Raw genomic sequence first — 25,459 nt, 5'->3', positions numbered from 1 at the left:
GAGCGGGAGACTGGCGTGCCGATCACCAACCGATTCACCAGGCTGCTCGGGATCGAGCATCCCATCGTCCAGGGGGGGATGATGTGGGTCGGCCGCGCCGAACTCGCCGCCGCGGTGTCCGAGGCGGGCGGGCTCGGCATCCTGACAGCGCTGACGCAACCGACCCCCGACGACCTGCGCCGCGAGATCGACCGGTGCCGGACGATGACCGACAAGCCGTTCGGCGTGAACCTGACGATCCTGCCCTCGGTCAATCCGCCGCCCTATGCCGAATATCGCCGCGCCATCATCGATTCCGGCGTCCGGATCGTCGAGACCGCAGGGCACAAGCCGCAGGAGCATGTCGACGACTTCAAGGCGCACGGGGTCACCGTGCTCCACAAATGCACCGCAGTCCGCCACGCGCTGTCGGCGGAGCGGATGGGCGTCGACGTCATCTCGATCGACGGGTTCGAGTGCGCCGGGCATCCGGGCGAGGACGACATCCCCGGCCTGATCCTGATCCCCGCCGCGGTCGACCGCCTGACCATCCCGGTCATCGCCAGTGGCGGGTTCGCCGACGGCCGCGGACTGGTCGCTGCATTGGCGCTGGGCGCGGAGGGCATCAACATGGGCACCCGCTTCTGCGCGACGCGCGAGGCACCGATCCACGACCGCGTGAAGCAGTTCATCGTCGACAACGACGAACGCGCGACCAATCTGATCTTCCGCAGCCTGCACAATACCGCCCGGGTCGGCAAGACGAGCGTGTCCGACCGGGTGGTCGAGATCCTCCGGCGTCCCGGTGCGCAGTTCGGCGATGTCGCCGACATGGTGAAGGGCGCGCAGGGCCGGGTCGCGCTGGAGCAGGGCGACCTCGATGCCGGGCTCGTCTGGACCGGACAGGTGCAGGGCCTGATCCACGATATCCCGAGCGTCGCCGACCTGATCACGCGGATCATCGACGACGCCCATGCCATCGTCCGCGACCGGCTGGCGTTCGCGGCGTGACCGACGGCGCCACGCCGCTCTCCGGCCTGCGCGTCGTCGAGTTCGGCAGCATCGGCCCCGGTCCCCATGCCGCGATGCTGCTGTCCGACATGGGCGCGGAAATACTGCGGATCGAGCGCGAGGGTGGCAATGGCTGGCCCAACCCGGTGATGGACCGCGGCCGCGCCACGCTGTCGCTCGACATCCGCACCGCCGCCGGCCGCGAACGCGCCCTTACCATCATCGACGCGGCCGACGTGCTGATCGAGGGGTCGCGCCCGGGCGTGATGGAACGGCTGGGGCTCGGGCCGGACGTCGCGCTCGCGCGCAACCCGCGGCTGGTATACGGGCGCATGACCGGCTGGGGGCAGACCGGGCCGCTGGCCTGCGTCGCCGGCCACGACCTCAACTATATCGCGCTGACCGGCGCGCTGGCCGCGATCGGTCCGCCCGGGACACCGCCGCCGCCGCCGCTCAACCTGATCGGCGATTTCGGTGGCGGCTCGCTGTTCCTCGTTACCGGCATCCTCGCCGCGCTGCTCGAACGCGCACGGTCGGGCCTGGGACAGGTCGTCAACGCCGCGATCGTCGACGGCGTCCAGTCGATGATGGCGATGTTCGCCGGACTGGTGCCGTCGGGACAGGTGGATATCGCGCGCGACCGCAACATCCTGGGCGGCACTGCGCCCTTCTATCGCTGCTATGAATGCGCGGATGGCCGCTATGTCTCGGTCGGTTCGCTCGAGGCGAAATTCTACGCCGAACTGCTCGACCGCCTGGGCCTGCCGTCTACGCTCGCGGCCGAGCAGATGGACGTCGCGGGCTGGCCGGACATGGCGGCACGGTTCGCGGCGATCTTCGCGACGCGCCCACGCGACGCGTGGTGCGCAGTGCTGGAGGGCACCGACGTGTGCTTCGCGCCGGTCCTCGACCTCGACGAGGTCGCCACGCATCCGCATATGGCGGACCGCGGCGTCACGATCGACGGAGTCCGGCACGCGGCTCCTGCCCCGCGACTGTCGCGAACTCCGGGGCGTATCGGCGCAGACGTCGATCCTGCACGCCGCCTCGCCGACTGGGGCATCGCCTCCTGATCCCGTCGAGGCTCTACTGGGTTAGCGAGCGTCGCCGCTAGGTAGGGCATCCGGCTTGCGCTCGGTGGCGGATCGTCAGCGAACTGCTCGCCTGTTCTATCAAACGGTGCCGCCGTCTGCATCCCGCAATAGAAAGGGGGCCAGGCATCGCGCGATGCCCGGCCCCTTACTCGTCCCGCACGAGGATCCGATCTGCCGCGATCAATGCGATCCGAAGCGGAACTTCGCGTTCAGGCCGAACTCGCGCATCGGCGTCGTCGAGATGATGTTGTAGGTCCCCGTCTGCACCGCGCCGGTCGGCCCGGTCAGGATCGGGCCGGCCGGGCCGATGCCCCCGAACCCGAGCTGCTGGTACGACGTATCGACCGGGTTCGACCGGCTCAGGACCTTGATCGTATTGGTCAGGTTCTTGGCGAACGCCGTGAGTTCCCATTGCCCCTTCGGATCGCGGATGCCGACGAAGAGGTTGAGCGTGCCATAGGATTTCACGTCGTCGAACGCGTTCGAGGGATCGGTCTGCGACTTGCCGGCGAAGTTGGCGAGGCCGCGGAGGAAACCGTCGACCCCGTTGGTGATCGGCAGATGATATTCCGACTGCAACGTCACGCTGAGCGGCGGCAGGAACGCGGACCGCTGGTTGGTCGTGCACGCGCCCAGATTGTTGGCGCCGACCGCAGCCTGCAACTGCGCCAGCGTCGGCGTCGCGGTGACAGTGTCGGGCCGTCCGTCGCCGTTCAGGTCGTTGCAGGGGATGATCCCCTTCTTGATCTTGCCGAGCGCATAGCTCGCGACCAGTCCGACGTTCCACTGCGACGAGATGTCGCCGGCGAACTCGGCCTCGACGCCGTTCACTTCCAGAGGAACCGCCGCGACGAAGTTGAACTGGTTGACCTGCTGCGCCAGCGAGGTGACGGCACCCGCCGCGTTACGGACCGCCACGGTGTTGACGTAGAAGACGCCGCTGCCCGCCCGGTACGGGTAGTTCTTGAAGGTCTGGTGATAGGCGCTGACGTTGGCGCGAAGCCCGCCGAACAACGTGCTCTTGAACCCGACCTCGTACGATTTCGACGATTCGGACCCGAGATTGAGGAAGCTCAGTTCGCGTGGCGACGGCGTGATGTTGAAATCGCCGACGGTGTTGATCCCGGGCCGATACGAACTGCCGGTGCTGGCATAGACCATCAGGCTCGGCGAGAAGGAGTGCTTGATCGACCCGGTATAGATGAACTTGTTGTCGTCGGCCGTATTGACGGAGATGACGGCACCGTTGACCGACAGCGACCCGTTGTCCTTGAAGTTGATGTAGCGAAGCCCGCCGGAAATCTCGGTAGCCTCGCCGATATGCGCGGTGAGATTACCGAACAGCGATCGTTCGTGGGACCGTCCCCGCCGGCTGATCGGCGTCTGCACGACGGTGGCGACCCCACCGCCGAACGCCAGCGGCAACCGCACCACGGTCGGCGAGGTCAGGTTGGTCGGCGATACGTTGACGTTGTCGAACCCGCCGACGACGTAGTCGAACACGCCCAGGACGCGCTCCTGGTTCTGCAGTCGCACTTCGTGCGAGGTCGACCGGATCCGGGCAGCGGTGACCTGGGTCACCGGCGTGGTCGGAAACACCGCGGCGTAATCGAAGTTGAACTGGCTATCGATCTTCTGCGTATAATGCTGGAACTGATAGATCAGCTGCTGTCCGGCAAAGGTCGCTTCGGCGCGACCATTATAGATATCGAATATCTGCCGCGTGATATTGGGCCGCGGCAGGTTCGACTTATAGTCCTTCGCGCGGATCAGCGTGGGACTGGCCGGCGCCGAGCCGTTGACCTGGTTGAACGATCCGAGCTGCTCCCACTGCCGCGAATAGCGGTCGACGTGCTGATACATCCCCTCGAACCGAAGCCAGTCGATCGGTGCGACGACGGCGCTCACGCGACCGCTTCTCGTCTGCGAATACGGGTCGCGCAGGTCGCCCGTCGCGCTGATCGTACGGACGTTGTTGCCGTTGTCCTGGTTGATGACGCCGGCGACACGGACCGCCGCGATACCTTCGACGATCGGGAGATTGAACCCGGCCTGCGCGTTCTGCGTCCCGATGTCGTTGGCGGTCAGGTCGGCAAATCCGCCGACGCGGTAGAGATCGGGTTTCTTCGTCGTGATCGTGATGGCGCCCGAGGGCGATGCGCGGCCGCGCAGCGTGCCCTGCGGCCCGCGCAGCACTTCGATCTGGCCGATATCGTAGATCTGCTGGAGGATGACGCCCGCCGTGATCGGCGCGTCGTTGAGGTAGAATTCGACGGTCGGGTTGAACCCGCTCGCGTTGATGTTGAAGTTCACCCCGCGCAGCTGCGCGTTGCCGCCGATACCGTTCGCGCTGCTGGTGAGCTGAAGACCCGGGACGAGCGTCTGCACCTCGTTGAATTCGCGCAGGTTGAGCTTGGCGATGTCCGCCGAGGTCACCGCGTTCACGACCGCCGGGACGTCCTGCACGCTCTCGTCGCGGCGACGGGCGGTAACGACGATCTCGCTGTCGGCGCTGCTCCCTTCCTGCACGACGGTTGCCGGAGCGGCGGCAGGGGCAGCCGGGGTGACCGGAGCCGGGGCGGCCGGCCCTGGGGCGACCGGAGCAGTCTGGGCAAAGCCTTGCGCGGAGATCCCGATCGCAAGCAGGCTCGCGCCACGGAGTGCGAATTGCAGAGCAGATTTCACGCGTCTTCCTCCCCTAACAGCCCTGTGTCCACTTCGTTGCGAAGTGCCCCGGCTTGATCGTTACAGTGTCGCCTCACTCTTAATCGTGCGCATCCGTTCTAATAGACGGAATCGGCGCAATCCGTATCGCCATGGCGGTATCGCTACTCACGCGACCGTTACGCCTGACCTTGCCGACGTCGGCATTGATCAAGAACAAGTCGGCGACGATCCTGCATCATGCGCCGGTACGCGCCGAGCCTTGGCATCCGCCCCGAGCGCCCCCGGGACGGTACCCCGTCTCACATCCAGGAGCCGCCGTTGACGTTGAGTTCCTGTCCGGTGATGTAGCTCGCCTTGTCCGAGCACAGGAACTCGCAGGCATTGGCGATGTCCTCGGGCGTGCCGGGGCGCGCAATGGGGATGTGTTGCGCGATGATCTCGAGCGGCGGCACCTGCCCCGCCTCGACCGCCTTGCGCGCGAGCGGCGTATCGACCAGCGACGGCGGGATCGTGTTGACGGTGATACCGCGACCCGCGAACTCGCGCGCCAACGAGCGCGTCAGGCCGATCACGCCTCCCTTCGACGCACCGTAATGCGCACGATCCTGTGCGCCGGACTGCGCTGCCTGCGACGAGATGGTGACGACGCGTCCCCAACCCGCCGCGATCATATCGGGCAGCGCCTGCTGCACGGTGTGGAACACGCCGTTCAGGTTGACGTCGATCATCCGGTTCCAGGCTTCGACGCTGACCGTCAGGAAATCCTCGGGCGAGGAGATACCGGCATTGGCGATGACGATGCTGATCGGGCCCAGATCCCGGCGGATCGCATCATAGGCGGCGATGACCGCCGCTCGGTCGGTGACGTCGACCCGGCGCGCGAGCACCTTCGCGCCGGTGGCCGCGAGCGCGCGGCTCTCCTGCTCGAGCAGGGCCCCATCCATATCGAGCATCGCGACGGGATGGCCGTTGCCGGCGAACAGCGTGCTGATGGCGAGGCCCATGCCCGATGCACCACCCGTGACGACGACGACGCGATCCTTGCTCATGCGCTTCAACTCCCGTGATGATGGAACCGCGATCGGTTCCTGATGGTAAGCGACTAGCCGGTCGGTCGATGGCCACCCCGGCCCGACCTCCGGGTCTTGGGGGCGCATCGATCGCCGCCGCTGACGGCGTACGGGTCATGCGAGTCGCGCGATCACTTGCGGCAGGTCGGCGCTGGTGCGGATGCCCGGCGACGCTTCGCACACGACCGCGACGGCATTGACCGGGCGGTTTGCGGTCAGCCCGGGCGTCATTTCGGCATAGTCCTCTGGCGCGACCGGATAGGTGATCGAGACGTCGAGCGGACAATCGCCCTCGACCAGCAGCCGCCAGCCGGACTCCCGCAGGTCCCAATCCTCGCCGTCGCTCGTCTCGATGTCGCGCGAGACGTACCAGTTGAGCAGCATCCGCATCAGCGGCTTGCCGTCGCGCACGCCGGTGATCACCGCACGGGTCGCGGCGACCGTCCCGGCCGGGATCAGACCTGCGGCGATCCGAACGTCGTGCCGCGCGAAGCCGAGGCCGCCCGATATCTCGAGGCTGTCGAACCCGACGCCCATCGCATCGGCGACCACCGCCAGCGTGCCCCCGAACGTCTCGCGCAAATGGTGCAGCATGCCCGGATCGGCTGCGGCCCGCGGGGGCGAGCCGAAGCCCATTACCTGGAACAGCAGTTCGGGCGAATTGCGCGACGATACGTCCGCGAACTCGGAGATCGACAGACAGTCGAGCCGGCGCTGCAGCGACCCCAGCACGATCGGCAATGCCTCCGTGACGAAGCCCGGGCTGGATCCGGTACCGTGAAGCGAGCTGTTGCCCTGTACGCACGCCTGTTCGATCCGTGCCCTGAGTGCCGGATCGAGCCGCGCCGGGTTCTGGAACTCGGTCCGCGTGGTGACGACGTTGATGCCGGCCGCGAGCAACGCCGTCAGCTCGTCGTGGTTCGCCTGATGCGGCATGTAGAGCACGCAGTCGGGCGCGAGGGCGACGACCGCCTCGAGCGTCCCGACCGCCGCGATCCCGACCGGGTCGATGCCGCACAGCGTGCCGGCGTCGCGCCCGACCTTGTCAGGTGAATGCACCCACACCCCGGCAAGGTCGAGATAGGGGTGCTGGATCACGTTGCGAAGCGCGCGCGAACCGACATTGCCCGTCGCCCACTGCACGACTCTGTAGCGCTTCGGCACAGCGTGGCCGGTCGCGGGATCGCTCATGCCAGGTCTCCGCGCACGGTCAGCATTTGGGCAGTTTCGCGAACTCGGCATCAATCGCGTCGAGGCCCTCGTCCGTGAAATTGCCCGGCGCGATCTTCTGCATCATGCGCAGCGGCATCCCCTTGGCCATGCCGATCCGCTTGTCGGTCGTGACGCCGGGGAAATGCCGGTCGATGATCGTGCAGGCCGCGGGATCGCCCAGCAGCACGCCCATCTTGGTCTCCGCCGTGGTGTAGTGCCGGGGGGCCGCCGCAACCGGCGTGTCGCGGTGGAGGAACCCGAAGATGCCCTTCTTCTTCGGCGCGTCCGCCGCGGGTTCGGGCTTGGTTTCGGGGGGTACGAACCCTTCCGCCGGGGTGAGTTCCAGGTGGAGCTCGGCAAGTCCGCGGATGATGAAGCTGGGTTCGTATTCGAGCGTCCGCGCGCCCCTGGGACCATGCTTCGCCTCGACCAGGTCTATATGCGCGGTATGCTCCAGGAACTTCTCCAGCAGCACGCGGACCTCGGCCCGCGCGAGCGGCGCCCCGGCGCAGACGTGCCCGCCGCGTCCGAAGGCGAGATGCTCCTTGATCTTCGGCCGGTCGAGGATGAACGCCTCCGGCTCGGTCCAGCGCCGCGGATCGCGGTTGGCGGCGGCCAGCGCGAGCATGACCTTGGTCCCCGCCGGCACCGCCAGATCGCCGATCCGCGTATCCTTGCGCGCGAGCCTGGCGGTCATCTTGGTCGACCCTTCGAGCCGCAGCACCTCTTCCATCAGCGCAGGGATCAGCGACGGGTCGTCGCGCAGCTGTTGCTGCAGCCCCGGTTGCTCGACGATGAAGCGCATCGCGTTGCCGATCAGCTTCGCGCTGGTATCCTGGCCCGCGCCGAACAGGAACGTGGTCAGCCGGACGATCTCCATCGCGTCGGGCTTGCTGCCATCGGGGTAGAGGCCGTTGGCGAGTTCCGACAGAATGTCGTCGCGGGGGGTCTCGCGCCGGTCAGTCACGTAATTGATGAAATAGCCCGCCATCACCACCAGCGGCTGGTTCTGGTTCAGTTGGTCCTGCGCATCCAGGCTGCCCGGCGGCGGCCCGTTCTCGATCGCGTCCATGAACAACTGGCGATCGTCGGCCGGCACCCCGAGCAGGTCCGCGATCACCATCGTCACGAACGGCGTGGCGATCTCCTTGACCAGATCGCAGCTGCCCCTTGCGACCGCGGCACGGACCAGTTCGTCGGAATAGGCGGAAATGAACGCATCGTTCGCGCGCAATCGCGACGGCGTGAACAGCGGATTGAGCAGCGACCGCGAATATTTGTGCGGACGATCGTCGAGCGAGACCATCAGGTCGCCGCCGAGAAACTCGGTGCGATGCGCCTCGATCTGCGGCGTGATGTCCGGTCCCTCGGGAGTGAACGGCAACGCCATCGCCGGCCCCTGCGGCGCGATCACCGACGAGAAATCCTCGGTATTGCGGATCACGTCGAGGATCTGGTCGAACCCGGTGACCACCACGATCCCGTTGGCGAGGCGGTGGATCGGCCCCTTCGCGCGTACCGCCTCGAAATAGGCATACGGGTCCTTGAGGATCGAATGGTCGCTGAAATAATCGAGCTCGGCGAGATCGGTCATGATCAATCCTCCTGGGCAATGGTGACGGCAAGCCGCGGCAGGTCCGCGGTCGCGCGGATCTGGCATGACAGGCGCGACGTCGCATCGCGGTGCCCCGACGAGTCGAGCAGGTCGTCCTCGTTCGCGCTCATCGGCGGCAGTGCGTCGGCATGGGCGGGATCGACATGCACGTGGCAGGTCGCACACGACAACGCGCCGCCGCACAGCGCGAGCAGCTCGTCGATCCCGGCCTCGCGGATCGCCTCCATCACGCTCGCGCCGTCCGCCGCATCGATCGTGCGCACGTCGCCCTCTCTCGTCGTGACGATCAACTCGGTCATCCGCATTCACCCGCCCGGCTTCGATTTATGCTACGCAGTGTCGCATAGGTCGAAGATCTGCACTAGGCGGGGACGCACGGCATCGCCGGGGCGAAGACGGTGTTTGGCGTGTCGTGATCTGGAACGGGAGATCTCATCGGCACGCTCGACTAGCGTGCCATTCGCCGCCGCCTTGGTCCGCCACGGACAACAAAGCTCCGCCATCCTCGGCCGGTGAGATAACGCATGGCGCGGCGGACGCGGTGTGCGGCCACGCCCGGTCGATTACGCGTTCAACCGTGATGAACGGAATGTCTGAAGTCGGCAGAAGTCACGATCTGGTCAGCCATCGCCAATTCGGCCGGCCCCGCCGCGTTCGGCGAGCGCGCGACGCAGCATGGTCAAGGTTACGACAAGGGCCAGACGGCCGCCATACATCGCCTTCCAGATCAGCACTGCAGCGACCCCCTCCTGGCGCACACCGAATGTCTCGACTTCTACGAAATGAATCCCGACGCTCACCCCTGCGGCAAGCAATGCCACGAGAAGCGCCCGGACTGCCAAAGGCTGTTCGTTCCGCGGAAATGAACGTGTGACGCCCATTACCTTGCCAGTGCGCAGTCCTCGGCGGTAATCAGGGTCGGCACCAATGTGCTCATCATTCCGGTTGCCCCTCGACCGTAGGGTGGAGATACATGTCCATGATCCCGTCGCCGACCGAGCGCTTTTCTGGGACCTGCTCGGCCGCGCGCCGGTGAAAGCCGTGACTGTCGGCTTGGTTCGTGGGCGCCCGGCCGATGATCCTGCGCTTGGCGACACGTTGGACGATATCCGCGCAAAGCTGTCCGAGTCCCGCACGTCTACTCTCGCTCGGACCGCCCACGAACCGCGTGCGTGTGCTCCCGCCGCGCTTGCCGACGAACCCCGCTTCGTCATCGCTCCGCAGATAGCCATCACGTTACGCGACGGCGGCATAAAGGTGACGGGTGGCTCGACCAATATCGGCATCGATATTGAACCCGAGATCCTCCGCGTTCTCCGATGTTTTGTCCCACCCGCGCCGGTCAGCGCGCTTCTTGACGCCGACGATGCCGAAACCGGGGGCGATCCGTCATGGCTTGCTGCCGTGGTTCGTGACCTGTTGGCACTCGGCGTGATCGTAAAGGCTGACGCGGCCTGTGGCGCGCATGGGGCTGCGCTGTGGACGAAGTGGGACAGCGCACTGGACTTTTATCTGGCGACCCGCACGACGCACACGACACGTTTTGCATCGGCAGAAGAAACCAATGAGAAGTTGGTTGCGAAAGTCGGTGTTTCGCCCGCGCCGGCGGCGTTCAAGGACTACCCGGTCCATCCCTTTTACCCGCTTCCTGACCCTTTACGCGACGACCGGCAGCGGGTCGACGAGCGCGCGTATCTGGACGTCTTGTTGCGCCGGCGCTCGATGCGATCCTTCTCACCCGAGCCGGTCACAGGCGCGGAACTATCACAAATCCTGTATTATGTGTGGGGCGTAGTCGCCGCCTACCCCAATCCGATCGGGGATCCCTTCATTCGCAGGACCTCGCCAGGCGGCGGGTCGCTGCACGGTACTGAAGTGTACCCGATCCTGCGCAACGTCGAGGGGCTGCATTCCGGCGTGTATCATTATTCGGTGCGCCGCCACGGGCTCGAGTTGTTGTCGCGGGAAGACCCTGGCGAATGGATCGGCGACGCGTGCGGCGGGCAGGAGTGGGTCGCCGACGCCGCCGCCGTGTTCATCATGACCAACAAGATCGAGCGGCTCGCGTGGAAGTATGAGTTCAGCCGCGCGCTCCGCGTTGCGTTTCTCGATGCCGGTCACCTGGGGCAAAGCTTCGCGCTGACGAGCACCTGGCTCGGCCTCGCTCCATTCACGGTTGGCGCCGTCCACGATGCCATGCTCGAGGAAAAGCTCGGCCTCGATTACCTGACCGAGCCAATCATGCTGGCCACCGGTGTCGGCCGCCCGGCCAAGGTGCTCCTCATTCCAGATCGGCCGAATATGGGCCCGGCATAGCGGGAGCGGTGTGCGTGCTCCTTGGCAGGACATCCTCGCCCTTCGTCGCCCCAGGCCCTTGATAGACCATTCAGAAGCACCAACTCCGGCCAGAGCCCCCGCCGAAGCGGCCCGTACTGCTCGCGGGTCGCGCCTCCGCGCAGATTGCCCCCCGCCGAAAGACATCCCGCTTTATCGCTATGGCGATCTGTTACCAACTGCCGGTATTTGCCATCGAAGACCAGGGTTCCGCTGGATCCAGGCGGCCGTCCTGCAACAATTCGATCGAAATGCCATCCGGCGTTCGGACAAAGGCCATATAGCCATCGCGCGGCGGGCGGTTGATCGTGACACCGGCGTCCATCAACCGCTGGCACGTCTCGTAGATATTCTCGACGCGGTAGGCGAGGTGGCCGAAATTACGGCCGCCGGCATAGTCCTCCGGGTCCCAATTATGCGTCAGCTCGACCTCAACCTGCTCGTCGCCGGGCGCCGCGAGATAGATCAGCGTGAACAGCCCCTTCTCGCTCGTCATCCGCCGGGTTTCTTTGAGCCCGAGCAGTTCGAAGAAACGGATCGTCGCGTCGGGGTCGGTCACCCGGACCATGGCATGGAGATATTTCATGCGACTCTCCTAGGCCGGTCCGGCATCACGACGCACGACCAAAAAAGTCACGTGCCCATGCACAGGAAGGCCACTCAATTGTTGGCGGGCGGGGAGACGCCCGGCCGTTGCATCTCCGCCGTCGTGTCGCGACCATTGCCATCGATCCGCCGCCAGTCCTGCACGGTGTGGCAGACCTTGCGCACCCGCGCGAGCGTACCGGTCTCGACGCTGCGGCGGCATTTCGTCGCGGGGACCGGCACCGGGGCGGCGGCCTGCACCGGGGGCGACACCGCCTGCAGCATCATCGTCGCGATCGTCACGAGCATCGATACGCCTCCTGTTCCTACGCCGGGGAAAGCCGGGCGGCGCATCATAGCGCCGCCCTGCCCTCAGAACGTCAGTCGCGCCCCGAACGAGAAGCGGCGGCCGAGCGCATCATAAGTCGAAGGATAGGTGTTGCCGCTGTTGAACTGCACCACGCCGATGCTGCCGCCGACGAACGGGGGCTGCTTGTCGAACACGTTGTTCACGGTGACGGTGAACTCGAACTGCGGCTGGACGCGGAACCGGACCGAGGTGTCAAAATAATCATAGGCCGGGATCCTGCCATAGTTGCCGAACGCCTTGCCGTTGGCGATCACGTCGAGCGGCTCCTGCTTCACGTCGTCGAGATGCCGCCACTGTACCGACAGATCGGCCGCGCCCAGCGTCAGCGTCGTCCGCTGGTTCCAGTAGAATTCCGGCTGGATCGATCCGCTATACCCGCAATTGGCGCTGTAGAAGCCTACGCATTCGCGGTTCACCGAACTAGGCGTCGCCTGGAACAGCTGCGAATGCGTCCAGTTGCCCTGGAACGACAGGTTGAGCATCGCCGCGCCGATCGCATGGCGATAATTGACGCCCAGGTCGATGCCGTCGGTCTTGAGACGCCCGAGGTTCGACAGGCCGAGATACAGGCCGCCCGTCGTCCCCGCATCGCCGTCGAGCGCGCCGGTATCGGGGTTGCGCCGGATCTGCGTGCAGACCGGGCTTGCTGCACTGCTGCCGCTGAGGGCCGCGAAGCAGTTGTCGATCGCGTCCTGTGCGGTCGGCGACGTGATCGCGTCGCGGATCTTAATGTTGTAATAATCGACCGTGACCGTCAGCGACGGGATCATCGGCGGCTGCAGCACGACGCCCAGCGTATAGGTGGTCGCCTTCTCCGGCTGGAGCTGCAGATTGCCGCCCGTGGTGGTGTTCGGCTGGCCCGACGACGGATCTTGAATACTGCCGATGGTGAATGCGGGCGCCCCCTGCCCGACGCAGACCGCGGTCAGGGTTGCGTTGCCGACCGGCTTCCGTCCCGAACAGGGATCGATCGCGAGCGACCCCAGCCCGGTCGTGTTGGGCTGGAACAATTCGTTGATGTTCGGTGCGCGGATCGCCCTCTGATACACACCGCGCAGCTTGATCGCGTCGACGGGCGTCCAGCTGCCGCCGACCTTCCAGGAGGTCGTGTTGTACGACGGCTTGCCCGCCGCATCGATCGAGTAATGCGACTGGCGGATGCCGGTTTCCAGCGTCAGGTCCTGGAAGCCCGGCCGATTCTGGATCAGCGGCGCGATCAGCTCGCCAAAGCCTTCGATGACGCTGTAGCCGCCCTCGAACGGGGTGATTGCGCCACCCGCGCCACCCAATTCGCTCGGGTTCTGCGCAAGTGCATCGGCCTCCTGCGCCGCTTTGTACTTGCGATACTCCGCACCCGCCGCAAAGCTGACCGGCTTGGCTGCCATCGGGATGGCAAAGCCGAGATCGCCGTTGATCTGGCCGCGCGCCTGCGCCAGCGAGCTGGTAATGCGGCTGGTCGCGGGCACACGCAGATACGCCGCCTGCGCCTCACTGATCGCGCCGGCCGAGCCGAAGACGTTGAGTGGAACGCACCCGGTCGCGCCACTGATGCAGCTGTTGGGGTTGGTGGCGAGCAGAGCATCCCGAACGCGTGAAAGGCTGACGTAATTCTGCTGAGCGTGGTAATTCTCGCTCTCGCCATAGCTGCCGGCGACGTCGTAGCTCAGATGGTCGGTAAGATCGCCGCGTACCCCGCCGCGGAAGTCGAACACCTGCGTCTCGTAGCGGTCGATGCGGGGCCCGACATCGGTGGTGCGGATCCGCAGCTGCGTGGTAAAGGTACGATAGTTCGCGTCGCTCGGGCTGGTCGCGAGCGCCCCGGCGGCGCACTGTGCCGCGGTGATCGTCTGGATCCCCGCGACCGCCGCGTTGAAGTCGTTGTTGGCGCAGAAGCTGGCGCGCGCGGCGGCGGGCAGATACGGGTTGGACAACGGGATCGCCACATTCGCCGCGAACACGCCCGACGGGGCGACGATCGTCTGGACGACGTTCTTCGAATACATCGCGCGGCCATAGACCTCGATATCGTCGGCGACGTCGTAATGCGCCGCGGCATAGGCGTTGTAGCGCTCGAACGGCGTCTGGAAGATGTTGTACGGGTTATAGTTAAAGGGCTGATAGGGCGCGACGAGCGAGCCGGTGGTGGGCTGCAGTTGCCGCGTGCCGAGCGACCCGACGCTGAACGACGAAGGCAGCGACGTGCCTGAACCACCCTGTGCGCCGCTGTACGAATCGATCTGGGTGCTCGAAAAGTCGCGCGCGCCCTGGTAAACCGGGTCGGCCTTCTGATAGCCGAACGAGATCACGGCATTTCCCTTGTCGTCGGCGAAATTGCCGCCGAGGGTCACGTCACCGCGGAAATAGCGGCCGTCGCCGCGATCGTTAAGCTGGTAGGATGCTGCCGCTTCCAGTCCCGAAAAGTCGGAGCGCGTCACGAAGTTGACGACGCCGGTGATCGCATCGGCGCCATAGGTGGTCGATGCGCCCCCCGTGAGCGTGTCGACGCGCTCGATCAGCGCGAGCGGAATGTTGTTGAGATCGACCCGCCCGAGCAGATCGGCGGGCGCGATCCGGTTGCCGTCGAGCAGCACGACGTTGCGGAAGTTGCCGAGGCCTCGAAGGTCGACATAGAAGGATCCTGCGCCGCCGTTGTTGACCGCCGACCCGATGCTGGGGACCGCCCCGGGCAGCGTCCGCAGGACTTCTTCGGCGGTGTTGGCCTGCCGAAGCCGGATCTCATCCTTGCCAACGATCTGGACGGGTGCGGAACTGGCGATGCTGGGGTCGCGGATCAGCGTGCCCGTCACGACGATGTCGCCGGTGTTCGTGGGCTCGTTCGGCGTGCTTTCCGGCGCCTGTATCCCGGGTGCGGGCTCGGTGGTTACCGGCGCGGTCTGTGCCAGGACGGGCATGGTCGTCCCGATGAGGCCGACGAGGCTGGTGGCGAGTAGATGACGACGGATACGAGAAGACATGCGAACCCCCTTTGGTGGTTTTGCGAAGCAACGATCTCAGCTTGCCCTCCCGGGGCGGTCATCCGATCTCCGTCGGAATGTGACGTGAGCGTAACGTCAATGTACTGGATCTGGAAGGATTCACTCGGCATCGGCCGATCAAAAGAATCCGTGTATCATGACTTTTACGCACCAAACCTGATGCGGGTTCTTAGCCGCTCTGGCGTGCGCGGAGTCCTTCGCCGAGCAGGTTGACCGCGATCATCGTCAGGAAGATCAGGACGCCGGGCGGGATCGACATCCACGGTGCGCTGACCAGCCAGGGTGCGGCCTGGTTGAGCAGATTGCCCCAGGTCGGCATTGGCGGCTGGATTCCGAAGCCAAGGAACGACAGCGCGGATTCGAGCATGATAGCCCCGCCTACCGCAATCGTCGCCGACACCGCGATCGCGCCAACTGCATTCGGCAAGACATGGCGAACGATGATACGCGCGGGCCCGGCGCCCAGCGTCCGCGCCGCGGCGATGTAATCGGCGGTACGGATCGCCCGGACATGCCCGCGCACCAGCCGCGCGGCACTGGTCCAGATCAGCGTCGCGATCAGCAAGACGAGCAGGAGCGGGCTTGGCCGGATCAACCCCGCAACGACCAGGACCAGCGGCAGCGCCGGAATGGAGAGCATGACATCCGTGAAGCGCATCAGAACCTGATCGACCCATCCGCCGAAATAGCCTGACAGTGCGCCGAATAGCGTACCGATCCCGGTCGCAACCGCCGCGCCGGCCAGTCCGACCGCCAGCGAGATACGCCCGCCGAACAGCAACCGCGTCAACACGTCGCGCCCCAGTTCGTCCGTCCCCAGCCAATGCGCGAGCGACGGCGCGCGTGGTTCGCCGAGCAACGCCAGCGACTGTTCGTCATACGCATAAGGCGACAGCCACGGGCCGAGCACGACCGCCACGGCGATCAGCGCGAGCAGCACCAGCCCCGTCGCCAGCGCGCCCGGGCGGGCAAACCGCAGCCCCCTACGGGTTGCGCGCAACTCCTCAACGGCGAGAACCGCGCCCTCAACCATTGCGCAACCTCGGATCCAGCGCCGCCTGCAACAGATCGCCGACGATGTTGGCGAGGATCACTGCGGCGGATCCCATCATCAATACCCCCATCAGGACCGGATAATCGCGCCCGTCCATGCTTTGCACGAACAGGCTGCCGATGCCCGGCCACGCGAACACCGCCTCGGTGATCACCGCACCCGAAATCAGGCTGGCAAGATCGAGCGCGATGATGCTGATCGCGGGAACGATCGCGTTGCGCAGCGCGTGGCGGACCAGCACCTCGCGCTCGCTCAGCCCCTTGGCATAGGCGGTGCGGATATAGTCGCGCGACAGCACGTCGATCATCCCCGCGCGGATGTAGCGCGTCCACCCCGCGGTGGTGACGATCGCCAGCACCGTCGCCGGCATGACGAGATGCGCGAGGCTGTCGACGAACGAGGTTTCCCCGATCGTCTCCATCCCCGCCGACGGCAGCCAGCCGAGCCGCACCGAGAACAGATATTGCAGCACGAGCGCGAGCCAGAAGGCCGGCATCGACAGCCCGCTGAGCGTCGCTGCATCGACTACACGGTCGATCCAGCTGCCCGCGCGCGCCGCGGCAAGCGTGCCCAGCGCGAGCGACGCGACCAGCGCTACCGCCATCGCCGCCGCACCAAGCTGCAACGTCGGCCCGAGCCGCTCAACCAACTCGGTCAGCACCGGGCGACCGGTTCGGATCGAGAAACCCCAGTCGCCCGTCAGCATCGCCTTGAGCCATAGGCCATATTGCACCGGAAGCGGCTGATCGAGCCCGTACGCCGCGGAGAGCCTTTCGAGCGCGGCGGGCGTCACCGACGGGTTGTCGGCATAGACGTCGAGCGGCCCGCCCGGCGCCAGATGGACCACGAGGAACAGCAGCAGCGATATGCCGAGCAACAGCGGGATCGCCGAGGCGAGCCGGGTCAGCAGCACCCGCGCGCTCACGCCGACCACCGCCAGAACGCGCTACCGACGAACGGCGTCATGTTGGTCGGGTTGGGCGTGAAGCCGACCAGCGCGCTGCGCTTGGTCACGACCGCGACGTTGCTCGTCAGCGGTACGCTCGGCAGGTCGTGGAGCAATATCTTTTGCATCGCGAACGCCGCGCGGCGACGTTCGGCGGGGTCGAGCGTGCCCTCCATCTGCACCAGCACACGGTCGAGCAAGCGGTTGCTGTAGCCCTGCCCGTTGTTCGACCCCTTGGTCGCGTAGAACCGGCTGTAGATCGGATCCGCGCCCGTTACCCAGGTCGCGTAGTTGATGTCATATTGCCCGGTGTAGCGCGCCTGACGGTACGAAACGCCGGTCTTGTTGTCGGCATAGGCATCGATCCCGATCGCCTTCAGCTGCGCGATGATGACCTGCTGGGCGAGCTCGTCATTGCCCTTGCCGGCCTGCGCGAGGAAGCGGAAACGCAGCGGCTTTCCCGCGCGACGACGCACCCCCTTGCCGACATAACCCGCGGCATCGAGCAGCGCGCGCGCCTTGTCCGGATCATAGGCGATCGGCGGCAGATCGGGGTCGTAGAAATCGAACACCGGCACCACCGGCGACTTGATCGGCACGGGAAAATCGCCTTGCGCCCGCACCAGCGGTGCGCGGTCGATCGCATGCGCGATGGCGAGGCGCACCTGTCGGTCAGCCAGCATCGGATTGCGGAAATTGAAGTCCAGATGCTGCCACGAAAGCAACGGCGCACGCATCATCTCCACCCCCGCCAGCCCGCGCATCTGCTTAGCCTGGTCGTACGGCGTCTGCGTGACGAGATCGAGCTCGCCCGACCGGATCTGCGTCAGCAGCGTGTTGGAGTTGGGAATGATCTTGAAGATCAGCTTGTCGAGATAGGGCAGCCGCCGCCCGCTGGCATCATGCCGCCAATAGCCCGGGAACCGCTCGGTCAGGACATATTGCCCGCGCTTGAACGCGGTGACCATGAACGGCCCGGTGCCTATCGGCCGCTCGTTGTACGACGCGGTGTTGAGGTCGACGCCCTCCAGCAGATGCTGCGGCAGGATGCCGAAGGTGAAAAGCGTAGTCGCAAAGGTCGGGCTGACCGCGGCGTAGCGGCAGATCACGGTCAGCGGGTCGGGCGTCTCGATGGCAACAATCTCTTCGGTGCCGTCCTTCGACTCCGCAATGAACGCCGGGTTCTTGACCGCGCGCCAGGTGAAGGCGACGTCGGCCGAGGTGAAGGGATGGCCGTCATGCCACAGCACATCGGGCCTGAGCTTATAGGTGATCGTCATGCCCGCGCCGTCGCGGACGATCCCGCCATTCTCGAGCGTCGGCACTTCGGTCGCGAGCACGGGGACGTAGCGAGCATGCTCGTCGGGGGCGAGCAACCCCTCCACCACCGCGGCCTCCACGTCGCCCAGGAACCCGGTCGAATAGACGTTCAGCGTGTCGAGATCATAGGTGAGACCGACCACCAGTGTGTTCGAGGCGCGGCCGCTGCGCACCCGGCCACAGCCGGCGAGCGCCGAGGCCCCCGCCCCCGCCAGCAATGCTCGGCGCGTCCAGACAGCGGGGTCGCTCACGCGGTCAATAGCCCCGGTCGAGATCGACGACGTGCGCCGGGGTCTCGCCGCGCTCCCAGGCGCGAACGCTGTCGGCCATCACCGACACAGCGGTCGCGACATGCGTCGGTGCCGCGACGTGCGGCGACACCAGCACGTCGTCGCGCTGCCAATAGGGATCGTCCGCCGGCAGCGGCTCGGTGCGGAACACATCGAGCGCGGCACCGCTGAGTTGGCCATCGTCGAGCGCTGCGATCAGATCGGCATCGACGATCGCCGCCCCGCGCCCGCCATTGACCACGAACGCCCCGCGCGCGAGCCGGTCGAGCAGCGCGCGGTCGATTAGGTCGGTGGTTCCCGCGGTCGCGGGCAACAGGCTGACGAGCACGTCCGCACCCGTCACCGCTTTGACCAACGCATTGGTGCCGGCAAAGGTGGCAATACCGGGCAGATCGCGCGGCGTTCGGCTCCAGCCGCGCACGTTGAAACCGAGCGTCGCGAGCATCGTTGCCACCGGACCGCCCAACGCGCCCGCGCCGAGCACGGTGACGGTCCGCTCGTGCGCTAGCTTTTCCCCCGCCGGCTCCCAGGCTGTGCGCTGCTGCTTCTCGCGATAAGTGAACAGGTTGCGGTGCCAAGCAAGCACCTGCGCGGCGACCCATTCTACCATGCCGTCGACCAGGCCGGGATCGACCATGCGGACGATCGGCACGCCGGCGGGCACTTCGCCCGACGCGATCAGATGCTCGACCCCGGCGTTCAGGCTGAGCACGAGTTCCAATCCCGGCAGCGATGCGAGCAACCCCGGCAGCAGGCGACCGACCACCGCATAGGCGATCGACGACCCGTCCTCGGGAATCTCGGTTACGATCCGGTGATCAGGCAATTCTTCGCGAAACCGGTCTGCAAAGGCATCGGCATTGGCGCGCGCGGCGACCAGCATGGTTTTCATCGTCGAGTCCCTGGTCATGAGAGGGTCAGCTCGTGCTGGCGGATACAGGCAGTGCGATGGCCCACGACCGGCCCCTCCAGCGGCGGTATCGTTTCGGCGCAGGCAGCGATGGCATGCGGGCAGCGCGTCCGGAACACGCAACCCGACGGCGGCGCCATCGGGCTCGGCAGCTCGCCCGCCAGGATCGTCGCACCGCGCCGCTGCGCCGGATCGACCGCGGGCGCCGCGTCGAGCAGCGCACGCGTATAGGGGTGGCGCGGCGCGGCGTAGATGTCGGCGACGCGGCCGACTTCCATCACCCGGCCGAGATACAGGACCATCACCCGATCGCAGAAATAGCCGACCAGCGCGAGATCGTGCGACACGAACAGCATCGCGAGCCTTAGCTCCGCGCGCAGGTCGGATAACAGGTTGATGATCCCCGCCTGCACCGAAACGTCTAGCGCCGAGACCGCCTCGTCCGCGACGATCAGCTCGGGCCCGACCGCCAGCGCGCGCGCGATGCCGACGCGCTGGCGCTGTCCGCCCGACAGCGCGCGCGGATATTTCACCGCCGCCGATGCGGGCAACCCGACGCGGTCGAGCAATGCCGCGACGCGGTCCGCGCGATCGGCGCGGGTCCCGATCGCATGGAGCTGCAGCGCCTCGCCGATCGCCGTGCCGATCGTCATCGCCGGGTTGAGGCTGGAAGTCGGATCCTGGAACACCGCCTGCAGCCGGCGGCGCATGGCGCGCATCCGCGTCGGTGTTGCACCGACCAAAGATTCGCCGTCGAAATGAATCGTCCCCGCAGTCGGCGGCGTCAGCCCCAGGATCGCACGCCCCAGCGTCGTCTTGCCCGATCCGGACTCGCCGACGACGCCGAGCACTTCGCCTGAATCGAGATGGAGTGATACGTCGTTCAGCGCCTGAACCACCGGCGTCCGCCGCCAGCCACGCCGCGCCCCCGAGAAATGCACCGACAGATCGGCGATATCGAGCAACCGGGTCACAGCGCGTCCCAGCGCAGGCAGCGCGATGCGCGATCGGGCGGCACGGGGAAGAACGGCACCGGTCCGGCGCCGCACTCGTCGATCCGCAGCGCACAGCGCGGTTCGAACGCGCAGCCGGGCGGCGGGTGGCCGGGATCGATCACCTGCCCCGGTATCGCGCGCAACCGCCCGCCGCGCGACGGCTGCGGCAGGCTGTCGAGCAGACCTCGCGCATAGGGGTGCCTTGGTCGTGCGAACAGCTCGCTCGCGCGCGCCTGTTCGACGATCCGGCCGCCATACATTACGCCGACGCGGTCAGCGATCTCGGCGACCACCGCCAGGCTGTGCGTGATGAACAGCACCGCCATCCCGCGTTCGCGCTGCAGCTTCGCCAGCAGCCGCAGGATCTGCGCCTGCACCGTCACGTCTAGCGCGGTGGTCGGCTCGTCGGCGATCAGCAGCCGTGGGCGGCAGGCGAGCGCCATCGCGATCAGCACACGCTGTCGCATGCCCCCAGACAACTCGTGCGGATACGCCGCGGCACGCGCGCGCGGATCGGGAATCTCGACCTCAGCCAGCGCAGCGATCACCGCCGCATCCACCTCCGCGCGCGTCCCACCAACGTGCCGGCGCAGCGCTTCGGCGATCTGCGCGCCGACGGTCTGCACCGGATTAAGGCAGCTCATCGGCTCCTGGAAAATCATCGCGATCTCGCGCCCGCGGATCGCCCCCAGCGCCTTGACCGGCAGCGCCAGCAGGTCCCCCGCGCCGTCGAGCGTCACCGACCCCGCGACCCGCGCGCGCCGCGCGTCGAGCAGCCGCATGATCGCCAGGCTGGTCACCGACTTGCCCGACCCGCTCTCGCCGACCAGCGCATAGGTTTCGCCCGCGGCGATCGTCAGGTCGATGCCGTGCAACGCGCGGATCGTCCGGCCGTCGCCCGCGACGAAATCCACCGTCAGCCCGCGAACGTCGAGGATCGGCGTGTCGCAGGCGCGCTCGGTCACGCCAGCAGCCCAGCGCGCGCCATCTCCTCGCCGGCCCAGGCGACGGGGATATGGCCATAGCGGATCAGCGTGTCGTGGAAGCCGCGCGTCTCGCCCGTCCAGCGGCGGCGCAAATCGAGGATCTGCTCGGTCCCCAGCCAGTACATCAGCCGCGTCCCCGGCAGCATGACGTTGCGCGTGATCTCGCCCGCGACCCGGCCCGGCGCGAACCCGGCGCGGTCGCGGTAGAAGGCGCCCGCCTCCTCCGGAGTCCACTCGCCGGTGTGCAGCCGGATATCGACCAGCACGCTGGCGGCGTTGCGCCGCTGCTGCTGCAACAGGAACAGCCGTTCGGCACGGGAATAGAAGAGCGGCGTCTCGTCGAGCAGGTCCTGGACATAGCAGGCCCAGCCCTCGACCATCGTCCCCGACGACAGGAAGGCAAGGCCCAGCGCACAATCGGTCCCAGCGACGCGCGCCAGCGTCGATTGCGCCGCCCGCGCGCGCGCATTCTGCGTGTGATGGCCGATACTACCGTGATGTACCGCGTGTATCAGCTTGACGTTGATCGTCGAATTGGCGCGCAGATAGGCAACTTTGTCGTCACCCGACGGCGCGATCCAATAGGTGCTGCCACCCCCGGCCGCGAACGCCGGCGGCGAACGATAGGGCAGGAAATACAGCGCGCCGGCGACCTCGCGCCACTGCGGCGCCAGCCAGCGATACGCCAGCGCATAGTCGCGCGCCGGCGTGACCAGCGCGGCGCCGTCGTCCATCGCGCGCGCATCGAGTGCACGGACCAGTTCGAGGACCGCGTCGGGCGATCCCGGCCCTATCTCCGCCAGCGCGGCGACCTGCTCCTCCCAGCTTCGCGACGGATCGATCTGCGCCGCCAGCTCGACGAGTTGCATGCCGAGATCGTCGAACGCCGCCTCGGCACGCCGCACCGCCTCGTCCGCGCCGAAGTCGAACCCATGCGCCTCGCGCATCAGCGTCTCGATATAATTGCGGCCGGCGGCGGCGGGGCGGTCCGCGACGCCGTCGAGCGTGGCGGCGAAGGCGTCGAGCGCGAACGCCGCAGCCGCCGCAAATCCCTGCCACGACGGATCATAATCCGGATGCAGCGGCAGGCCGTCGCGCAGGAACCGCGCGGTCGCGGTCGCCTCCGCCCTGGCGCGCGCCGTGACCGCCGCCGGTGCCGCCGCTCCGGCGAGCCGCGCGCGCGCGTCGGACAGGAAATCGGGCAGCGCCGCCAGCCGCGCCTGCACCGCGAACCGCGGCGTCGGAAGGCCGCTCGGCAGCAACAGCCCGATGATCGCGAACGCCGCCTCGCCAGTGTACCAGGCGGGGTTCGCGAACCGCGGCAGATGATCGAGCCCCGCCCCCGTCACGCGCAGCTGCGCGGTCGCCAGCCGCCGGTCGAGCCGCTCGCCCAGACCTTCGGCCTCCGTCGGCGTCGCGCCGATCAGCGCATAGAGCTTCGCGATCCCCGCGCGCTCGGCATCCGCAGCGCCCACCGACGCATCGGGCAACCGATCGTCATGCCTGGCCAGCCCCATGAAACTGGCATCGACGGGGCGGAACTGCGCATGATGCGCGAGATAGGCGTCGGCGATCGTGGCCGTCACGCCGCGCCCACCTTCACCCAGCGGCGCTCGGCATGCGCACGGACGATCGCGTCGACGATCTCCTGGCTCTTGGCGCCGTCGTAAAAGGTGCATTCCTCCGGGCGCCCCTCGAGGATCTCGTCGGTGAAATAGCGGATGAGGTTGCGGTAATAGAGCTCGGGCCACGGCGTCGCGAGCGTCGTGCCCGGCGGCAGCACGTCGTCGCCCAGCTCGACCTTGGCGAACTCGACCGAATCCGCCGCCGCCCGGTGCAGCGTCTCGGCGACGCCATATTCGGAGATCAGCCGCGCGACCGCGGCGCCCTTCGATCCATAGACGCGGATCTCGACGCCGGGATAGTTGCCGACCGCGACATAGCTGGTCTGCAGCATCCCCTGCGTGCCCCCGGCATATTCGACCAGTGCGACGGTGCCGTCCTCGACTTGGAACCGCTGCCGCCCCTCGAGCCCACGGATCAGGCGTTCGGGCACATAGTTGCTCATCGTGCTGACGACCGAATCGAACTCGCCGCCGATCCAGCGCATCAGGTCGATCAGGTGCGAGCCATAGCCGACGATCGACGCCGGGATCAGCCGATCACGCGGCGACGTGACGTCGAACTGGCGCAGCTCGAAATCGGGGTCGAGGAACTGCGAATTCTGCTCGAACCCGTGGATATGGAAGATCTCGCCCAGCTCGCCGCTCGCGACCCATTCCTGCAGCCGCCGGATCGCGGGCGAATAGCGAAAGGTGAAGCCGAGCTTCGTCCGCACGCCGTTCGCCTTGGCGCGCGCCGCCGCCTCGAACGCGGGCGCGGCCTGCGTGTGGAGCGGCTTTTCCGACAGCACGTGCTTGCGTGCGTCGATCGCGGCGAGGCTCAACGGCAGATGCGTCGCGGTCGGCGTGCAGACGTCGATCATCTCGATCGACGGATCGGCGAGCATCTCGCGGCAATCGGTATAGACCGCGCCTGCGCCGAACTTCGCGGCCGCCGCTTCGGCCCGTGCACGATCGGTGTCGCAGATCGCAACCAGGTCGACACCGGGATGCGCGACCAGCCCCGGCAGATGCGCCTTGTCGGCCCAGGCATGCGCACCGATCAGCCCGACCTTGAGCTTCCGCGTCACGCCGCCGATCCTTGCGTCTCGAACATTTCCAGGCTCTCGGGGCTATGGACCTGGCCATAGAGATAGGCGTGGAACGCGGTGCGATCGCCGGTGCCGACGCGTTCGCGGACGCGGCGGACGCTTTCGTTGCCCGCGAAATAGGACGGCACGAACGGTCCGCGAAACGGGTGGCTCGCCATCCGCAGCCGACCCTGGACCCAGGCCTCCTGCCCGCAGCCGACGGTGCGCATATAGTCGGCAACGCTCTCGGCCGCCTCGCCCTCCTCCATCAGCCGCCAGGCGGCGGTGGTCTGCACCGCGCTTTTCAGCGAGCGCAGCGCAAGGTGGATCTCGTCGTCGCGATCCTCGATCCAGTCGATCAGCTCGACCGCTTGGTCGCCGATCCCTTCCTGCACGCACCCCGTCACGCCGTTGGTGGTACACAGCAACGCATCCGCCGGCGACCGCCCGGCGTCCACTTCGGCGCGGGTATAGAGCAGCTGCGTCGAATGACCGGGGAACACCTCGTGCGCGACGAGATGCTTCAGCGCGGCGCGCGTGAACGCGTTGTCGACGTTCAGGTCCATGCGCTTGTCGACGAAGCCGCAGCGCGCGGTGAACGGCACGTTGCGCAGCGGGTTGAGCTGCATGTCGTAATCGCCGGTATCGAAGATCATCGTCGCGGTGCGAGCTTTGGCGATCACCATCAGCTCGCGGAACGTGGATTCCAGCTGCGCGGATGGGATCGCGCGCGCCTCTTCCCACGCCTCAACGCGTTGGCGCAGATCGCCGCGAACGAAGCCAGATTCGGTCAGCGCGCGATCAAGTTGCTCGGACAGTTCGGCGACGCGCACCTCGGCAGTCGGTGCGGCCTCGGCGCCGACCAGATCGCGGACCTTTTCGGCGTAGCTCATCGTCTCGCCCGAGAAGAGCCGCGCGGCGGTCTTCACCGATTTGACCATGCTGGTGAGGAACAAGCCACGCGCATCGGACGCGGTCACATCGGGCCGCACGGCTAGTGTGTCGAGGTCGGCGAACACGTCCTCCCAGGCGGCGTACGCACGCGGCGGCACGATGTCGTCGCCGATATAGATGGGCACCAACCCCTCGCCGTCGAGCAGACTGTCGCCCATCGCCCGTTCGCGCTCGAATTGATCGATTCCCATAGTCACGGCGGTCAGTTCGATGCCAGTGTCGTTGTCGGTGGCGGTCATGCGCAAGATTCCGAATAGATGCTGTTGGCCAGAGTCTATGGTGCGTCGCGGCAATCGAACAGCGGTAATTGCAGTTTGGTAGCGGCCTAAAAATCATGCCCCGGCGATATTTGCGCGCTGGCATGGCTCGCGTTGCGGGC

At 66.8% G+C, this 25,459-nt stretch carries 21 protein-coding genes; 3 read left to right on the top strand and 18 right to left on the bottom strand.

What is annotated here, in order from left to right:
* The first annotated feature begins 15 nt into the window (after positions 1-15).
* Both FSB78_RS04080 and FSB78_RS04075 read left to right on the top strand, forming a co-directional pair.
* The gene (locus FSB78_RS04080) at positions 16-990 is read left to right on the top strand and encodes an NAD(P)H-dependent flavin oxidoreductase (protein ID WP_147080193.1); all 975 of its coding nucleotides are present in this window, start codon (positions 16-18) and stop codon (positions 988-990) included.
* Positions 987-2,063 carry a CaiB/BaiF CoA transferase family protein gene (locus tag FSB78_RS04075; RefSeq protein ID WP_147080191.1) on the top strand — a complete coding sequence of 359 codons (1,077 nt, stop codon included), beginning with the start codon at positions 987-989 and terminating at the stop codon, positions 2,061-2,063. The genes FSB78_RS04080 and FSB78_RS04075 overlap by 4 nt, the downstream gene beginning before the upstream one ends.
* Before the next feature lie 201 nt (positions 2,064-2,264).
* Here FSB78_RS04075 and FSB78_RS04070 read toward each other — a convergent pair whose 3' ends face one another.
* The 6 genes from FSB78_RS04070 to FSB78_RS04045 all read right to left on the bottom strand — a co-directional run bounded on the left by FSB78_RS04070 (position 2,265) and on the right by FSB78_RS04045 (position 9,469).
* A complete protein-coding gene (locus tag FSB78_RS04070) occupies positions 2,265-4,769 on the bottom strand; it encodes a TonB-dependent receptor (RefSeq protein ID WP_242007987.1) in 2,505 nt (834 codons plus the stop codon).
* A gap of 281 nt (positions 4,770-5,050) precedes the next feature.
* On the bottom strand, positions 5,051-5,800 hold the full coding sequence (locus FSB78_RS04065; protein WP_147080189.1) for an SDR family NAD(P)-dependent oxidoreductase: 750 nt from the start codon (positions 5,798-5,800) through the stop codon (positions 5,051-5,053).
* Between the two features lie 135 nt (positions 5,801-5,935).
* Positions 5,936-7,012: an NAD(P)H-dependent amine dehydrogenase family protein gene (locus tag FSB78_RS04060; RefSeq protein WP_242007985.1), complete on the bottom strand. Its 1,077-nt coding sequence runs from the start codon at positions 7,010-7,012 to the stop codon at positions 5,936-5,938.
* A 19-nt stretch (positions 7,013-7,031) separates the two neighbouring features.
* A complete protein-coding gene (locus FSB78_RS04055) occupies positions 7,032-8,627 on the bottom strand; it encodes a cytochrome P450 (protein ID WP_147080187.1) in 1,596 nt (531 codons plus the stop codon).
* A gap of 2 nt (positions 8,628-8,629) precedes the next feature.
* The gene (locus tag FSB78_RS04050) at positions 8,630-8,947 is read right to left on the bottom strand and encodes a 2Fe-2S iron-sulfur cluster-binding protein (RefSeq protein WP_147080185.1); all 318 of its coding nucleotides are present in this window, start codon (positions 8,945-8,947) and stop codon (positions 8,630-8,632) included.
* Between the two features lie 321 nt (positions 8,948-9,268).
* Positions 9,269-9,469, bottom strand: a complete 201-nt coding sequence (locus tag FSB78_RS04045) for a hypothetical protein (RefSeq protein WP_147080183.1) — start codon at positions 9,467-9,469, stop codon at positions 9,269-9,271.
* A 142-nt stretch (positions 9,470-9,611) separates the two neighbouring features.
* Between FSB78_RS04045 and FSB78_RS04040 the strand changes: the two genes are divergently transcribed.
* Entirely contained in the window at positions 9,612-10,964 is a 1,353-nt protein-coding gene (locus FSB78_RS04040) for a SagB/ThcOx family dehydrogenase (RefSeq protein ID WP_158637966.1), read from the top strand.
* A gap of 190 nt (positions 10,965-11,154) precedes the next feature.
* On the opposite strand, the gene FSB78_RS04035 is transcribed toward FSB78_RS04040, so the two are convergent.
* From FSB78_RS04035 to FSB78_RS03980, 12 genes are all read right to left on the bottom strand, one after another.
* On the bottom strand, positions 11,155-11,568 hold the full coding sequence (locus FSB78_RS04035) for a VOC family protein (protein WP_147080180.1): 414 nt from the start codon (positions 11,566-11,568) through the stop codon (positions 11,155-11,157).
* Between the two features lie 74 nt (positions 11,569-11,642).
* Entirely contained in the window at positions 11,643-11,876 is a 234-nt protein-coding gene (locus tag FSB78_RS04030) for a hypothetical protein (RefSeq protein WP_147080178.1), read from the bottom strand.
* A gap of 63 nt (positions 11,877-11,939) precedes the next feature.
* Positions 11,940-14,912: a TonB-dependent receptor domain-containing protein gene (locus FSB78_RS04025; protein WP_147080176.1), complete on the bottom strand. Its 2,973-nt coding sequence runs from the start codon at positions 14,910-14,912 to the stop codon at positions 11,940-11,942.
* 190 nt (positions 14,913-15,102) lie between these two features.
* The gene (locus FSB78_RS04020; RefSeq protein ID WP_147080174.1) at positions 15,103-15,966 is read right to left on the bottom strand and encodes an ABC transporter permease; all 864 of its coding nucleotides are present in this window, start codon (positions 15,964-15,966) and stop codon (positions 15,103-15,105) included.
* A complete protein-coding gene (locus FSB78_RS04015) occupies positions 15,959-16,912 on the bottom strand; it encodes an ABC transporter permease (RefSeq protein ID WP_147080172.1) in 954 nt (317 codons plus the stop codon). The genes FSB78_RS04020 and FSB78_RS04015 overlap by 8 nt, the downstream gene beginning before the upstream one ends.
* Positions 16,909-18,504, bottom strand: coding sequence for a peptide ABC transporter substrate-binding protein (locus FSB78_RS04010; RefSeq protein ID WP_199743112.1), 1,596 nt, complete (start codon positions 18,502-18,504; stop codon positions 16,909-16,911). Before FSB78_RS04010 ends, FSB78_RS04015 begins: the two co-directional genes overlap by 4 nt.
* 4 nt (positions 18,505-18,508) lie before the next feature.
* A complete protein-coding gene (locus FSB78_RS04005) occupies positions 18,509-19,435 on the bottom strand; it encodes a 2-hydroxyacid dehydrogenase (protein ID WP_158637965.1) in 927 nt (308 codons plus the stop codon).
* A gap of 14 nt (positions 19,436-19,449) precedes the next feature.
* Positions 19,450-20,427, bottom strand: coding sequence for an ABC transporter ATP-binding protein (locus FSB78_RS04000; protein WP_147080168.1), 978 nt, complete (start codon positions 20,425-20,427; stop codon positions 19,450-19,452).
* On the bottom strand, positions 20,424-21,413 hold the full coding sequence (locus tag FSB78_RS03995) for an ABC transporter ATP-binding protein (RefSeq protein ID WP_147080166.1): 990 nt from the start codon (positions 21,411-21,413) through the stop codon (positions 20,424-20,426). The genes FSB78_RS04000 and FSB78_RS03995 overlap by 4 nt, the downstream gene beginning before the upstream one ends.
* Positions 21,410-23,020, bottom strand: coding sequence for a DUF885 family protein (locus tag FSB78_RS03990; RefSeq protein WP_199743111.1), 1,611 nt, complete (start codon positions 23,018-23,020; stop codon positions 21,410-21,412). Before FSB78_RS03990 ends, FSB78_RS03995 begins: the two co-directional genes overlap by 4 nt.
* Positions 23,017-24,126, bottom strand: coding sequence for a Gfo/Idh/MocA family protein (locus FSB78_RS03985; protein ID WP_199743110.1), 1,110 nt, complete (start codon positions 24,124-24,126; stop codon positions 23,017-23,019). The genes FSB78_RS03990 and FSB78_RS03985 overlap by 4 nt, the downstream gene beginning before the upstream one ends.
* A complete protein-coding gene (locus FSB78_RS03980; RefSeq protein WP_147080159.1) occupies positions 24,123-25,319 on the bottom strand; it encodes a hypothetical protein in 1,197 nt (398 codons plus the stop codon). Before FSB78_RS03980 ends, FSB78_RS03985 begins: the two co-directional genes overlap by 4 nt.
* Positions 25,320-25,459 lie beyond the last annotated feature (140 nt).

Source organism: Sphingomonas ginsenosidivorax (assembly GCF_007995065.1).
Taxonomy (GTDB): domain Bacteria; phylum Pseudomonadota; class Alphaproteobacteria; order Sphingomonadales; family Sphingomonadaceae; genus Sphingomonas; species Sphingomonas ginsenosidivorax.
The sequence above is the reverse complement of the archived record's forward strand: the minus strand, read 5'-3'. Positions and strand labels throughout refer to the sequence as shown.